This is a genomic window from Filimonas lacunae (assembly GCF_002355595.1).
Lineage (GTDB): Bacteria > Bacteroidota > Bacteroidia > Chitinophagales > Chitinophagaceae > Filimonas > Filimonas lacunae.
Genome location: NZ_AP017422.1, coordinates 651,497 through 664,917, shown reverse-complemented (window position 1 = coordinate 664,917; position 13,421 = coordinate 651,497). Strand labels below are relative to the sequence as shown.

Sequence of the window (13,421 nt, the reverse complement as noted above, 5' to 3'; positions counted from 1 at the left end):
GCATGTTCACTCCTGTATCGCATACCATCCGCAACAACACACTCTGGCTATCCGCCGGGCGTTGCGTGTTTTGGCAGGAAGCCAATGCGTTGATCGTTTCCGATTTGCATTTTGGCAAAACAGGGCATTTCCGTTCGGCAGGTATAGCGGTACCGCAATCTGTTTTCCAGGAAGATTTACAACGCCTGTTTAGCTGTATACAGCATTACCAGCCTAAAGAGCTGATCATTACCGGTGACCTCTTCCACAGCCGCATGAATAAAGAAATGGATTTGTTTATGCGCTGGCGTAACGATTTGCCACAGGTAGATTTTAAACTGGTGAAGGGTAACCATGATATATTGGGTGATGCCTGGTATGCACAGGCAGGCATTATTACATACGATCATCAGTATATACAAGACGAGTTTTGTTTTACACACGATCCGGAATCACACTGTTCTGCTCCGGGTTATTATGTATTCTCCGGACATATACACCCGGGCATTCGTATTAATGGCATGGGTAAACAGTCGTTACAATTTCCGTGTTATTATTTCGGCTCGTCTTATGCGGTGTTGCCTGCATTCAGCCGCTTTACCGGGCTGGCGGGCATTCAGCCTACTTCCAGCGATAGCGTATTTGCTATTGTAAACCAATCAGTCATTGCTATTACTACTTAAACACGGGTATTGTATTCATGGTAAAAATTGCATTCGATCCCTGTTATATACAGCCATTGCCGGAAGGGCATCGTTTTCCTATGCAGAAATACGAGCTGATTCCCGAACAGTTACTGCACGAAGGATACATCACTGAAAACAATTTGTTTTCACCGAAAGAATGTTCGCGGGAAGTGGTGTTGTGGACGCACGATGCCCATTATTTTGATAAACTGGTACAGCAAACACTAACTGCTTCGGAGCAGCGAAAGATAGGCTTTCCGCAATCTCCTTCCCTTACCCACCGGGAGCTGGTGATTGCGCAGGGCACTATTGATTGTTGTTATCACGCAATGGAGCAGGGTGTGGCTTTAAATGTCGCGGGTGGCACACACCATGCGTTTGCAGACCGTGGTGAAGGGTTTTGCCTGTTGAATGATATGGCAGTAGCAGCTAATTACCTGTTGCAAAAGAAGCTGGCTTCCCGCATTCTTATTATCGATCTGGACGTGCATCAGGGCAACGGCACAGCCAGTATTTTCCAACATGAAGAGCGGGTGTTTACTTTTAGTATGCATGGTGCGCATAACTATCCATTTCATAAAGAACAGTCTAACCTGGATGTTCCGTTAACGGATGGTACAGACACACTTACCTACCTGCAGTTACTGCATCAGCACCTGCCCCGTTTACTGGAGGAGGTGCAGCCAGATTTTGCTTTTTATTTATCCGGCGTGGATATACTCAACACGGATAAGTTTGGCAAACTAAAGGTTACGCCAGAAGGATGCCGGGAAAGGGATAGCTATGTGTTTCAGTTATTGAAACAGAAAGGCATTCCCGTTACCGTAGCTATGGGCGGTGGTTATTCTCCCGATGTAAGAACAATAGTTACAGCACATTGCCATACGTTTAAGCTGGCAATGGACCTGTACTAGTTTGTTAACTTATATTAGTCTGTTACCAGTTAACCTACCTTCTTCTTCAGGCTGCTCACCTGCTCCTGCAGATTGTTTACCAATCCGGCCAGCTGGTTCACATCCCACAGTTGTTGAGTGTTGGCTTTGGTAATCACCATCTGCGCTTTCCACACTTCCAGCACGTCTTCGGTGTTCACGTTATACGGTTCGTAAATAGGATTATCACTTACCAGGGTGAGCTTGTTTTTCAACTTATTATTACGCATAATACGTTTGTAAACAATGCCTTCGCTTTTGGAGATCACGATATAAGTGTTGCTGGATTTTACATCCTCAATTTCGCTCACTTTCTCGCCTACTATTACACTGCCGCTGGGGGTAGGTAACATACTGTCTCCGATAATTTCAAAAGCACGGTATTGACCGGGAGCCAGCATAGGTAAGGTAAAGGTGTTTAACTCGTCAACGAATTCAGGATCGGCATATCCTGCTAAATAACCTGCTGCGGCTTTAACAGGCACAAAATGAATTTGCTGCACTTCGCCGGACATTTTCATCTGCCTGCGTTTGTCCAGGTAGCTATTACCTCCACTGCTGGTGGTTTTTCCGCCCGATCCCGATGCGGTCAAGTCTTCCAGTAACAATTCGTCCAGGCTTAATTTAAACAGTCCGCAAATCACCTCCAGCACTTCCAGGCGTGGTTCCGCCCTTTCTTCTTCATAAGCGCCTACTAATGATCTCTTTATATTCAGTTTATTCGCAAATTCTTCCTGCGTCCAGCCGCGCAATTTGCGCAGATAACGCAGATTTTTTCCCGCGTGACTCATGGCTTGATAATTTATGAAGGCAAAATACTAACTAATTTAGTTTTAGCCAAATTTGTTTGCATTTTTCTAAAAAATGCTAAATCCGCTATCCCATTGATATAGAATCGTTGTTCCATTCGCACCTGCCACTATTTTTTATCTTTTCCTTTCACTAAAAGCCTGTTAAGCTGTTGTTACGGCTGCGTTTACGTTACACAATAGGCTGGAAAGTGTGTATATTGCAATATATTATGGCAAAAGCTAAGAAAGTAGCATCTAACACGAAGAAAGAACCCGTTATACTGATTACGAATGATGATGGTATTACCGCTCCCGGCATTAAAGCGCTGGTAGAATCGGTAAAGGGGCTGGGTAAAATAGTAGTGGTGGCTCCCGATAAGCCACAAAGCGGCATGGGACATGCCATTACCATAGGACATCCGTTAAGATTGCAACAGATGAATAATCTGTTTGAAGGGGTAGAAGCCTGGTCGTGCAGCGGCACACCGGTAGATTGTGTGAAGCTGGCAGTAGATAAAATATTGAAAGGCAAACCAGATATATGTCTTAGCGGCATTAACCATGGCGCTAATCATTCCATCAATGTTATTTATTCAGGCACTATGTCTGCGGCGCTGGAAGCAGCTATTGAAAGCATTCCCAGCATCGGATTCAGCCTGTTGGATTATAGTGTAGAAGCAGACTTCACTGGTGCACAGCACTATGCGCGTTTGCTGGTAACACAGGTATTGGGTAAAAAGATAGATAAGCACCTGTGCTTAAACGTGAACGTACCTCCTGTATCTAAAGACTTATTGAAAGGATTAAAAGTATGTCGCCAGGCTTACGCCAAGTACGAAGAAGAGTTTGCAGAGAGAAAAGATCCGCATAACAAAACCTACTACTGGTTAACAGGTGAATTTGTAAACTTCGACAAGGGTAAAGACACAGATGTGTGGGCATTGAAAAACAACTACGTAAGTGTTGTGCCCGTACAATTTGATCTCACTTATTATAAATTAAAGGACAAACTGGAACAATCCTTAATTACCAAATAAATGCTAAGAAAAGACAACCTTAAATTGGGTATCGTCCTGGGTATAATTGCGCCTGTTTTTGGAATGGCGCTTTATTATTTATGGAAGTTTTATCCCGCCGCTACTATCGCTGATTTTTTCAGACTGTTAGGCTCTCAAAAAACATTAATCACGGGCATTGTAAGCGTATCGTTGCTTGCTAACGCTGTGCTGTTCACTATTTACATCAATACCAGGCGTGACGACACAGCCAAGGGCATTTTCGCATCTACCTGTGTGTACGCAGTAGGTTCACTGATATTAAAATATTTCCTGTAAGCGGCTGTTGCCCTGCAATAGCCCGGTAACAGGCACCTGCATAAACAAATGAAGTATTACATTATTGCTGGCGAGGCTAGTGGTGATCTGCACGGCAGTAACCTGGTGAAAGAGATATTACAACTACAACCAGCTACCAAAGTACGTGGCTGGGGTGGCGATTTAATGCAGGCTGCTGGTGTTACTTTGGTAAAACATTACCGCGAACTGGCTTTTATGGGCTTTGTGGAGGTGATCATGAACCTTCGCACCATATTACGCAACCTGTCTTTTTGCAAAGAAGACATACTGCAATACAAGCCTGATGTTATCGTTCTGGTAGACTATCCCGGATTTAACCTGCGCATTGCCGAATGGGCCAAAGAGCAGGGCATTAAGGTTATTTATTACATCTCTCCGCAGGTATGGGCCTGGAAAGAAAACCGTGTGAAGAAAATGAAAACCTGCATTGACAAAATGCTGGTGATCCTTCCTTTTGAAAAAGATTACTTCCGCGATAAATGGAACTGGGAAGTAGAATATGTGGGTCACCCACTGGTAAAGGTGATTGATAATGTTACCGACTCTTCCGCTGTGCCTACTTCTCCCCTGCCTACTATTGCATTATTACCCGGTAGCAGAAAGCAGGAGATACTTAAGAAGCTGCCCATTATGCTGGAAGTAACCAAACGCTTTCCCAACCACCGTTTTGTAGTAGCGATGGCCCCAGGCCAGGAAGACAGCTTTTACAGCAGCCTGTTACAGCCTTACAGCAACGTTACTGCCGTGCGTAATCAAACGTATGCACTGCTAAAACAATCCGTAGCGGCATTGGTAACCAGCGGTACCGCAACGTTAGAAACAGCCTTATTTAAAGTGCCAGAGATTGTTTGTTACAAGGGCAGCAATATCAGTTACCAGATAGCAAAGCGATTGATTAAAGTGAAATACATATCATTGGTAAACCTGATCATGGATAAGATGGTAGTGAAGGAGTTGATACAGCACGACCTTACTCCTGGCAACCTTACGGAAGAGCTAACAAAATTATTGAACGATCCACTGCGCAAAGAGCAATTAAAGCAAGATTATGGCCAGTTGCATGAACTATTGTCTGCTGGTGGTAATGCTTCGGCTAATGCAGCGAAGAGCATTGTGGAGTTTATGGGATAGCAAAAAACAGCTCTACATACTATTTTTTCTACCTCATTTTACAAATCAAATATTTGCCCGGCGGATTAAATTCAGACTTACCGCCCATCCTATAAAAAAGAAAAGCCTGCTATACTTTAACATAGCAGGCTTTTTTTTACGTCTATCATTGAACACATCACCCTCAGTGAATAAAATGAACAAGACTTATTACTTCAATGCTTTTATTTTTAAATGCGTAAGCCATTTATTCATCATTAACTTTTTCTAATTATAAAATGTTATTGGAGAAATATGAGTACAAAGCAGAGGATTCAACGCTGCTACAATATTCTTTTGAGAGCACAGGACCTAATGGTAATATTAAAAAGTACATTATATATACTTATTTCAAGGCTAATGATAAACACCATTTCAATTTGGGATTCGGAGATTGGGATGAAGAACAACAAACTCTATCAGACTTGACCGTTAGTAATAATTCAGACAGAGAAAAAATACTGTTTACAGTCGCTGACACCATTTTTCAGGTAACGGATCAATATCCCAATCATAAAATCTACATTGAAGGCAGCACGTTATCACGCACAAGACTATACCAGATGAGTATAGCTTTTCATTTAAATGAAATAAATAATCTGTTTGTTATTGAGGGGCAATTGAACAATTATAATTGGGAAACCTTTAACAAGGGACAGAACTATAGGGCTTTTTTGGTTACACGTAAATAAAACAGTACATTTATATTAAGAACTGAGGAATTATGGGTGCATCTATATCTAAACATAATGGTTCTAAAAAGAACAATACTGGCAAAGTTAACAATGACATAAAAAAAATGCCTGATCTTAACAAAGACCCGCTCATTGTTAAGAAAGTTGAACGAGCTATTAAAAATCTGACACAACATCCACCTTCTTATAAAAATGCTTAAACATAAAAAAGCCTGCTTCACAGCAGGCTTTTTACATTTAGTTCAATAGCAACTCATTAAAATACCGTTCAATATTCGTGTAGCCCTCTGCGTTCTTTTTATTCGCATCTGTGGGGTCTTTTTCGTTTAGCTTCATTACACGCTCCCATTTATCAGGAATACCGTCTTTATCTGTGTCAGCTAAAGCAGCAGCCGTTTTCAACGGCACTAATCCACCCGCAGCGGAGTCGGTGCGGAAGATTTCTCCTGTTGTTCCCAGCGACTTTAGATATGAGATAATACGGGTATCAACGCCATCGCGACGCAAAGATGCACCGGCTTGTTTGCATACTTCTGTATAAGCACTGGAAGCATCCTGCACTTTTACTTTAATGGGGGCTTTATGGGTGGGTTGTGGTAGTAGTGTTGCAGTGGCAGATACAAAATCTGTGTCTATTACCAGGCGGCCATCCAGTTTGCCATTTTTGTTGAGATCAGCAAAATTACCGGTGTGGTATACGTGATCGGTGCCGGAGAACATGCCAATAAACTTATCGGTGCTTTGTGGGCCGGCGATGAAGTAGTTATTGATCACGTCCTGGTAATGATTTTCGGCGGAGTGTCCACCAACGAGGCCATTCACCCCCCAGTTGTATACTACGTTGTTGATGTACTCTATGCCGGCTTTTGCTTTGGGGTTTCGGCTTTGGTTATCTATCCACAGGCAATGATGCACGGTAACGTTGGTAGGGCCTTCGAATAAAGCACCGAAACGTTGCGGGTCAATGCTCTCGCCTATCAGGCAATGCTGAAAGGTAACGCGGGAACTATTTTTCAAATGCAGGTTATCCCAGCGTCCCCATTGAATAGATACGTGATCGAAGATGATATCTTCCAGGTCATCGGCCACCACTGTGCAGGCCCCACGTGGCATGCTGCTGCTTCCCCGGAAGCGCAGATAACGAACAATGGTGTTAGAGGCAAAAGAAACACCATTGCCATATATTACAATGCCATCGCCCGGGGCAGTTTGTCCTGCAATGGTAAGGCGGGGGGATGCCTTTATTTTATCATTAATAGTGATGATGCCGCAGGTGTCAAATACAATTGTCCTGTCGGGCTTGCTTACCGCATCGCGGAACGTTCCATAGCCGCTATCCTGCAAATTGGTAACATGATACACTTCACCTCCCCTGCCACCGCTTGCTGCGGCGCCAAAGCCGGATGCACCGGGGAAGGCGGGTAATTGAGCCCATGCTTTTGTACACAATAATACTGCTGTTATAACTACTGCTTTTATTTCCATTTGAAAGGTAAGTACCAGTTTTCTTTATTTAATAGTTTAGTGCGAACGGCGGCGGCCTGCGGGTTATTGTCCTTTAACAGCTTGGCGTATACTTTATCTGCAAGGAATGCAGGATCATCTCTTCTTAATGCAATACGCACCAGGTCGGGCCAGCGGCGGCCTTCATAGGCCAATTCCAGCGCAGCTTCGTTAATAATACTGCTTTCGATAGCAAGCGTGCTGTCTCCCGTTACTTCTGTCGATTTCAACATGGCACGGCCACGTACACCACGGTTTCTATACCAGTCGCCATAATAGGTAGGTGTAGAAAGTGTACGACCATCAAAATAATAAGGAGCAGCTGATGCGGTTTGTCCGCCAAAGGTAAGGTTGATCCCCTGGTTTAATAAAGCATAGGCAACCGTGTGCTGGTTATCCCTGTTGGCCGCTTCTGCAAAATCCAGGTGCAGTGAAGCAGCACGGTACAAAAACCATTTTCCGTTTTTCTGCAACAGGCTAATGGGAGTGAAAGAAGTTTCATCCAGGTAGTTGTACAAATACTTCATAATTACGGGTTGGCCATCCAGGTTTTGCCAGGTAAACACTTTACCTCTTGCATCGTAAGGTAATTCATTTTTCTGCACCTGGCTGTTCCATTTATCAATGGCAGCCTGCGAAGGCTTTAACAGGTAACTACCTCCACGATTGGAGAACAGGTTGATGAAAGGATTGGTGGGCGCGAAATCGGAGCTAAAAGGCAGAAACCATACCCATTCCCAGTTAAACATATCATCCTGGCTACGGGCAAAAATACTGCGCCAGCCCTGGGAATTATTGTTGATCAGCTGGGTTTCATCCCATTCCCGGTAACGCACATAGCCTACCGATAAATCTTTATGATTTACTATATCCGCATAGCGCAGGCGGTATTTATCAAACTCTCCCGTGCCTCCTGATTCCAATACGGTTTTAAAAGCAGCGGCAGCTGTAGTGTAATCCGTTCCTTTACCACGCCATAAATACAACTCTCCTTTTACCACTTGTTTATTGATAAAGAATTTGTTGGTTACATAACCATCTACTGTAGTAGTCAGGCTGGTTCCGGAAGGATAATCGTTGAGTGTAGGCAAAGCATTTACCGAAGCTATTAAGCTATCCAGCAATTGCGCAAAAGGAATGCGGGGCATTTGCTCAATACCTGCCAGATCATTGACGTTAGATAAAGGGCTGGTGATGTAAGGAATGTTACCAAAGTGAATACCCACCTGCAAATACACCCAGGCACGCAGGGCCGCTACATCCGAGTAGCGGGCGCTGTACTGGTCTTCTTTCAGCTTTTTGTCTTTACGCATAATATCCAGGTTGTACAAGATATCATTGCAGTTAACAATCACTTCGTAAAACGGACGTGGGCTGGTGTATGGGTTATCCGAACTGATCTGCCCATGTTCATTTAACTGATTCAGGTATTGACTGGCATTTATGGTAGTACTCATTAAATCGGCACGCAGTTCGTTCAACACCACATAACGTTCGGCCAGGCCCATAAGCTTACCGTACAACCCCATTACAGCAGCATCGGCATCGTACACATCATTGTACATTTCCTTTTCGTCCAGCACGTCTTTAGGCTCTGTTTCTACCAGCTTTTTACAACCGGCCAGTAAAGCTGGCAGCAACAACGCTAACAGTATATACTTAGATAATTTCATATACTTCGTTTCAGTATTCAATTTGTTTATAATCCTAACCTCACACCCATTTGAAAAGTCTTATACAATGGCGTAAGCGTTACATCTACGCCCTGCCCGTATACGCTGCTGGTGGCATCAAATTCAGGATCGTAGCCCAGGTATTTTGTAAGCGTAAACAGGTTGGTGGCAGAAGCATATACCGTCATATTCTTTACAAAACCAGATGGCAGCGGCACGTTATAAGCGATGTTTACGTTCCTTAAACGGAAGTAGGAACCGTCTTCTATCCAACGATCGCTAAAGCGGCTGTTACCCATAGCATCGCCCCAGGTAGCTTTAGGCATATTGGTTTGCTGCCCGTTGTTGCGCCACCTGTTGTTTACTGAACTGAGCTGGTTCGCATAGCCTGACATAGATTCCAGCTGGCGGCGGGTGTAGTTATAAATATCATTACCCTGACTAAAGGTGAACAAGGCGTCGAGCGACCATTGTTTCCATACTACGCGGGAAGTAATACCACCGGTATATTTTGGGTTAGGGTTGCCAATTACCTGCCTGTCGCCGGCATCAATATTTTTATCATCAGTAGTTGTGTTTGCAAAGCGAACATCCCCTCCGGCAAAAGCTTTGTAACTACCATCCGACATTTTATTCATCAAACCTTCTGAAGCTGCCTGCGCATCAGAGCTGTATACACCTGCTGTTTTATAACCATAAAAGAGATTGGGCGCCCCGCCTGCACGGGTAATATAAGCACCATCTGCATAAGCGGTTTCAATGGCATCTACAGGCAGTTGAGTAACCTTGCTGGTATAATGCGAAAGGGTAAAACCCATATCCCATTTCAGCGATTTGTTATTAATAATACGTGCATTCATAGCCAGTTCCCAACCATTGGTTTTCATAGCACCGCTGTTGGTAACAATGTAATCCATGCCACTTACTGTGGTGGCTGGTTCGTACACGATCATCTTATTGGTTTTGCTGGTGTATACATCTGCACTCATGCTTACACGTTCGTTCAGTATAGCAATGTCTACACCGGCGTTCAGACGGGTAACCGCTTCCCATTGCAGGTTAGGGTTACCGGTGTTACCTCTTACCAGGCCAGATACACCTAACAGGTTTTGAGATACATAATATTTGCGGGCAGTAAAATTGCCAATATCATCATTACCGGTTTTACCAGCCGAGGCACGTAGTTTCAACATATCCAGCCAGGTAGTGCCTGCCATAAAGTTTTCGGAAGAAAGCAACCAGGCCGCAGACAATGAAGGCATTACCGGCGTGCCGGTATTGCTACCAAAGCGGGAAGATGCATCGGCAGCTACGTTCAGCGACAGAAAGTATTTGCCCGACAGGTTGTAATCAACATTCGCATACCCGTTGACCCATTTCCAGTCGCCTATACTTCCCCCAATGCGACGCAACGAATTAAGACCGTATCCGATGCCGGTTAACTTATCGGTTGCGGCGTTATAGCCCAGGCCATAATCCTGCTCGGCTTCGCCTTTCAGGTAACGCACACCCAATCTTGCACTCAGGGTGTGTTTACGTTGAAACACATTGGAATACGTCAGGCGTGTATCGTTAAACAAACTGAACATTCTTATCACCTGTGCGCCTGACCTGTTTTTAGCCACCGCATTTTCGAGTGTATCACTTACTACCCCTTTTTGTGGCACAAAAAATGTTTCCCGGCTTTTATCCATGGTAACACCTATTGCAGTACTCAATGCTATTTGCCTTGTTAGCTGGTAATTAAAATTGATGCTGCCACTAAAACGATAGCTTTTGTTTTGCGCACTCATGCTTTGTATCAATGCTGTAGGGTTGCTTACATGAAACACATCTGCATCGGCCAGATTGGGCGATTCTGCACCACTTGCTGCTACTTCGTGAATAGGTAAAAACGGCGACTTTACCAATGCCGTCAATAACGGATTGGTATGTGCATCTATACCCATGTTCTTGAGTTGCTGCTCGTAGTAAGTAAAGCCCAGGTTAGCAGTAGCTGTCAGCTTTTTGCTAAGGTTAAAATCACCGTTAAAACGCATGTTATAACGGCTAAGGCCTGTGCTTTTTATTACACCATTATTTTTTAAGAACCCAACCGATAAGCCATACCGCGCAATATTATCACCGCCGGTTATTTTCATGTACAAATTTTGTACAGCACTGTTATGCAATACCTGTTTTTGCCAGTTGGTTTGATAATGATTGGGATAATAATCAGGACTGGTTTTATCATCATTCATATAAGGCAATGCCTGAATCTGATTACCGGTAAGGCCCTGTGATTGCAGCATCTCTGATAAGTAAATCCTGTAATCTGCGGCATTCATTACCGGCATGGTAGCAGGTGCCACGTTTACACCTCCATATAAAGCCACATCTATTTTAGTGGCTTCCTGCCGGGCCCTGGCGGTGGTAATCAATATTACACCGTTGGCTCCTTTAGTACCATATACAGATGCTCCGTCTTTTAATACGGTAATATTATCTATATCACGCAGGTCTATTAACGATAAAGGATTGTTGTAGTAACCATTTACCAACGAAGAACCATAATTGTCAATATCGAATATAATTCCGTCCACCACAATTAAAGGCTGGTTGGTGGCATACAGGGAAGTAAAACCACGCAAGAACAGGTTTGCGCCCATGCCTGGTGTGCCGGACCGGCGAATGGCGTTTAAACCTGCCACTTTACCCTGCAAATACGAATCCGGTGTTTCGGGCGCTGCACCCCAGGTATCATTCGCAGTAATGCTGGTGGCAGCACCTGCTACGGCCGAGCGTGAGGTACGTGTAAAAGGGATAGTGATATCACTGTAAAAAGAGGTATAGTCCGTTTCATATAATGCAGCAGTAACCTGGCTTTTCCCTTTCAATGCAATTTCTTTCGCCTGGTAGCCTTCACTTTCCACATGTATCGATACATCGTAAGAAGGCACCTGTATGGTAAAATTGCCCACACTGTCTGTAATAGCAGCGGTGAGTTCTTTATAACTGATTCTTACACCGCGTAAGGGGTTTCCTGTAGTAGCATCTGTAATACGCCCTTTTACTGCTTTATCCTTTTGTGCATGCAGGCTAAGGCAGCACAAAAGTAAAAGCGTAACCAGGGCAGACTGTTTCAATAGCATAATCAATAATTTAGTCGCGTTATTCTAATACAGGAACCAGTTTTATATAATCCAGACTTAAATAGTTAGGGGTAGAAGCGGCAGCTGTTAAATACATATGTACCGTGGCTGGTGTAACTACATTACCGCTCAACCTGTTCAGGATATAAATAGGAAAGTCGTAACTGCCCTTTGTATACTCGCCCAGGTAAGTTTCTGTGTAAGTGTAGGGATTCACCGCTGTATAAGGTAGTGAAGTGGCATTGGCACTGGAATCCATTGCCAGCCGCTGTTGAAACGCAGTGGTAGTGCCGTAGGTATAATCATCATTATCTGTACGGTAGGTATAATCGCTTAACGCCACCCAATACACCTTGTATTTGGCCGTGTACACTTCATTGGTAATGTATTCTACATAGAACGAAGCACCAGGGCTTTGAATATACATATCGTTAAATGACTTACCGGTGTTTGGATTGTTGCGTATGCGATAAAAGGTTTTGGATATTACATCTCCTTTAAATGCAAAAGGATTTTCGCCCTGCACAATACATTCCGGTATCTTATCTTTCATGGGACTGGCGCTGGCGCTTAACACATATACAATTCCATTGCTTACTTTATGCGTGGCAACGATATTGGCTTTTGAAACGGGCACACGCACATTGAATTTAGAAAGCAATGTATCAGGCAGCTTATCTATACTGTACAGCCCCTTTATGGCCAGATCTTTCACAACATTCCAGGCAGCATTCCCTTCTGTAATAACAGCATCTGTGCTTTTGAAAAAAGGCTTCTGACGCGTTTTTTCTGTAGCGTATGCATTATCATCCAGTACCAGGTAAGTATACAGGCTATCTTCATTATCCAGGTTGTATACCTTATCGGTAAAAGTATTTACCGTTACAATGCCAGTGCCGGGTTTGTATACAATTTCCCCTGTAATAGGGTTAATACTGTCTACTTCCGCTTTGGTGGGGTCTTGCTTCTGGTAAGTTAACCGCGCTATGTAAGCATTTTGCGCATACACATCCTGCAAACTATCTATCAGTTGCCAGGCGTTAGGTAATGGCGGCACCACTTTATCAATAATCTGTAGCACCCCATTCTTTACATAAATATCTCCCTCAGTAATGTTAGCATCATCAAAGTGTTGCTGGTAAAAAAACACGCGCTTTCCATTCAGCATATAGGCTCTTACCGAGTCATTGGCCATGCGGGTAAAATACAGCTGGCCGGCAATATGGTTTAACAGCACCTTGCGCAAACTGTCGGTATTGTTCACTACTGCTGCATCCAGGTTCTTTAATACAGCATCTACCGGGGCAAAAACTGTAAAGTTTTTAGAAGCGGTTAATTCTTTATCCAGCCCTGTTTTCACCAGGTAGGTTTTAAAAAGACTAAGATTGCTGCGACTGCTTATCTGTTCCATTAAATCCTGGTTCAACGCCTGTTCTTTTACTTCCGTGTGGTCGCTCCACTTTTTACAGGCAATGAAGCCTGTAAAAAGGAGCAGCCACCAATAATATTTTCCGTATCGCATACTGT

Annotated in this window: 12 protein-coding genes; 7 read left to right on the top strand and 5 right to left on the bottom strand. The window is 43.8% G+C overall.

Translation table 11 applies throughout. The features are described from left to right. The first annotated feature begins 2 nt into the window (after positions 1–2). Both pdeM and FLA_RS02740 read left to right on the top strand, forming a co-directional pair. Positions 3–662, top strand: coding sequence for a ligase-associated DNA damage response endonuclease PdeM (pdeM, locus tag FLA_RS02745; protein ID WP_076383013.1), 660 nt, complete (start codon positions 3–5; stop codon positions 660–662). A gap of 17 nt (positions 663–679) precedes the next feature. After that, positions 680–1,579: a histone deacetylase family protein gene (locus FLA_RS02740; protein WP_076383011.1), complete on the top strand. Its 900-nt coding sequence runs from the start codon at positions 680–682 to the stop codon at positions 1,577–1,579. Positions 1,580–1,608: 29 nt separating this feature from the next. On the opposite strand, the gene FLA_RS02735 is transcribed toward FLA_RS02740, so the two are convergent. After that, on the bottom strand, positions 1,609–2,388 hold the full coding sequence (locus FLA_RS02735) for a helix-turn-helix domain-containing protein (RefSeq protein WP_076383009.1): 780 nt from the start codon (positions 2,386–2,388) through the stop codon (positions 1,609–1,611). A 230-nt stretch (positions 2,389–2,618) separates the two neighbouring features. Here FLA_RS02735 and surE point away from each other — a divergent pair, with 230 nt between their 5' ends. From surE to FLA_RS31335, 5 genes are all read left to right on the top strand, one after another. Then, entirely contained in the window at positions 2,619–3,425 is an 807-nt protein-coding gene (gene surE, locus FLA_RS02730) for a 5'/3'-nucleotidase SurE (RefSeq protein WP_076383007.1), read from the top strand. Further along, complete coding sequence (locus FLA_RS02725) at positions 3,426–3,722, top strand: hypothetical protein (protein ID WP_076383005.1); 297 nt, start codon at positions 3,426–3,428, stop codon at positions 3,720–3,722. Positions 3,723–3,770: 48 nt separating this feature from the next. Next, on the top strand, positions 3,771–4,874 hold the full coding sequence (gene lpxB / locus FLA_RS02720; protein WP_076383003.1) for a lipid-A-disaccharide synthase: 1,104 nt from the start codon (positions 3,771–3,773) through the stop codon (positions 4,872–4,874). 257 nt (positions 4,875–5,131) lie between these two features. Beyond that, the gene (locus tag FLA_RS02715; RefSeq protein WP_076383001.1) at positions 5,132–5,584 is read left to right on the top strand and encodes a DUF6934 family protein; all 453 of its coding nucleotides are present in this window, start codon (positions 5,132–5,134) and stop codon (positions 5,582–5,584) included. A gap of 32 nt (positions 5,585–5,616) precedes the next feature. Then, on the top strand, positions 5,617–5,787 hold the full coding sequence (locus tag FLA_RS31335; protein WP_159445210.1) for a hypothetical protein: 171 nt from the start codon (positions 5,617–5,619) through the stop codon (positions 5,785–5,787). Positions 5,788–5,824: 37 nt separating this feature from the next. Here FLA_RS31335 and FLA_RS02710 read toward each other — a convergent pair whose 3' ends face one another. Genes FLA_RS02710 through FLA_RS02695 form a run of 4 tightly spaced genes read right to left on the bottom strand, consistent with a single transcriptional unit; the run spans position 5,825 to position 13,416 of the window. Next, complete coding sequence (locus FLA_RS02710; RefSeq protein ID WP_076382999.1) at positions 5,825–7,072, bottom strand: right-handed parallel beta-helix repeat-containing protein; 1,248 nt, start codon at positions 7,070–7,072, stop codon at positions 5,825–5,827. After that, a complete protein-coding gene (locus tag FLA_RS02705; RefSeq protein WP_076382997.1) occupies positions 7,063–8,763 on the bottom strand; it encodes a RagB/SusD family nutrient uptake outer membrane protein in 1,701 nt (566 codons plus the stop codon). The genes FLA_RS02710 and FLA_RS02705 overlap by 10 nt, the downstream gene beginning before the upstream one ends. 26 nt (positions 8,764–8,789) lie before the next feature. Beyond that, positions 8,790–11,894, bottom strand: coding sequence for a SusC/RagA family TonB-linked outer membrane protein (locus FLA_RS02700; protein ID WP_076382995.1), 3,105 nt, complete (start codon positions 11,892–11,894; stop codon positions 8,790–8,792). Between the two features lie 19 nt (positions 11,895–11,913). Next, positions 11,914–13,416, bottom strand: coding sequence for a fasciclin domain-containing protein (locus FLA_RS02695; protein ID WP_076382993.1), 1,503 nt, complete (start codon positions 13,414–13,416; stop codon positions 11,914–11,916). Positions 13,417–13,421 lie beyond the last annotated feature (5 nt).

What these genes read in the sequence shown, in the direction of transcription:
- pdeM (WP_076383013.1), top strand. Translation starts at nt 3, where the DNA reads ATGTTCACTCCTGTATCGCATACCATCCGCAACAACACACTCTGGCTA.
- FLA_RS02740 (WP_076383011.1), top strand. Translation starts at nt 680, where the DNA reads ATGGTAAAAATTGCATTCGATCCCTGTTATATACAGCCATTGCCGGAA.
- FLA_RS02735 (WP_076383009.1), bottom strand. Translation starts at nt 2,388, where the DNA reads ATGAGTCACGCGGGAAAAAATCTGCGTTATCTGCGCAAATTGCGCGGC.
- surE (WP_076383007.1), top strand. Translation starts at nt 2,619, where the DNA reads ATGGCAAAAGCTAAGAAAGTAGCATCTAACACGAAGAAAGAACCCGTT.
- FLA_RS02725 (WP_076383005.1), top strand. Translation starts at nt 3,426, where the DNA reads ATGCTAAGAAAAGACAACCTTAAATTGGGTATCGTCCTGGGTATAATT.
- lpxB (WP_076383003.1), top strand. Translation starts at nt 3,771, where the DNA reads ATGAAGTATTACATTATTGCTGGCGAGGCTAGTGGTGATCTGCACGGC.
- FLA_RS02715 (WP_076383001.1), top strand. Translation starts at nt 5,132, where the DNA reads ATGTTATTGGAGAAATATGAGTACAAAGCAGAGGATTCAACGCTGCTA.
- FLA_RS31335 (WP_159445210.1), top strand. Translation starts at nt 5,617, where the DNA reads ATGGGTGCATCTATATCTAAACATAATGGTTCTAAAAAGAACAATACT.
- FLA_RS02710 (WP_076382999.1), bottom strand. Translation starts at nt 7,072, where the DNA reads ATGGAAATAAAAGCAGTAGTTATAACAGCAGTATTATTGTGTACAAAA.
- FLA_RS02705 (WP_076382997.1), bottom strand. Translation starts at nt 8,763, where the DNA reads ATGAAATTATCTAAGTATATACTGTTAGCGTTGTTGCTGCCAGCTTTA.
- FLA_RS02700 (WP_076382995.1), bottom strand. Translation starts at nt 11,894, where the DNA reads ATGCTATTGAAACAGTCTGCCCTGGTTACGCTTTTACTTTTGTGCTGC.
- FLA_RS02695 (WP_076382993.1), bottom strand. Translation starts at nt 13,416, where the DNA reads ATGCGATACGGAAAATATTATTGGTGGCTGCTCCTTTTTACAGGCTTC.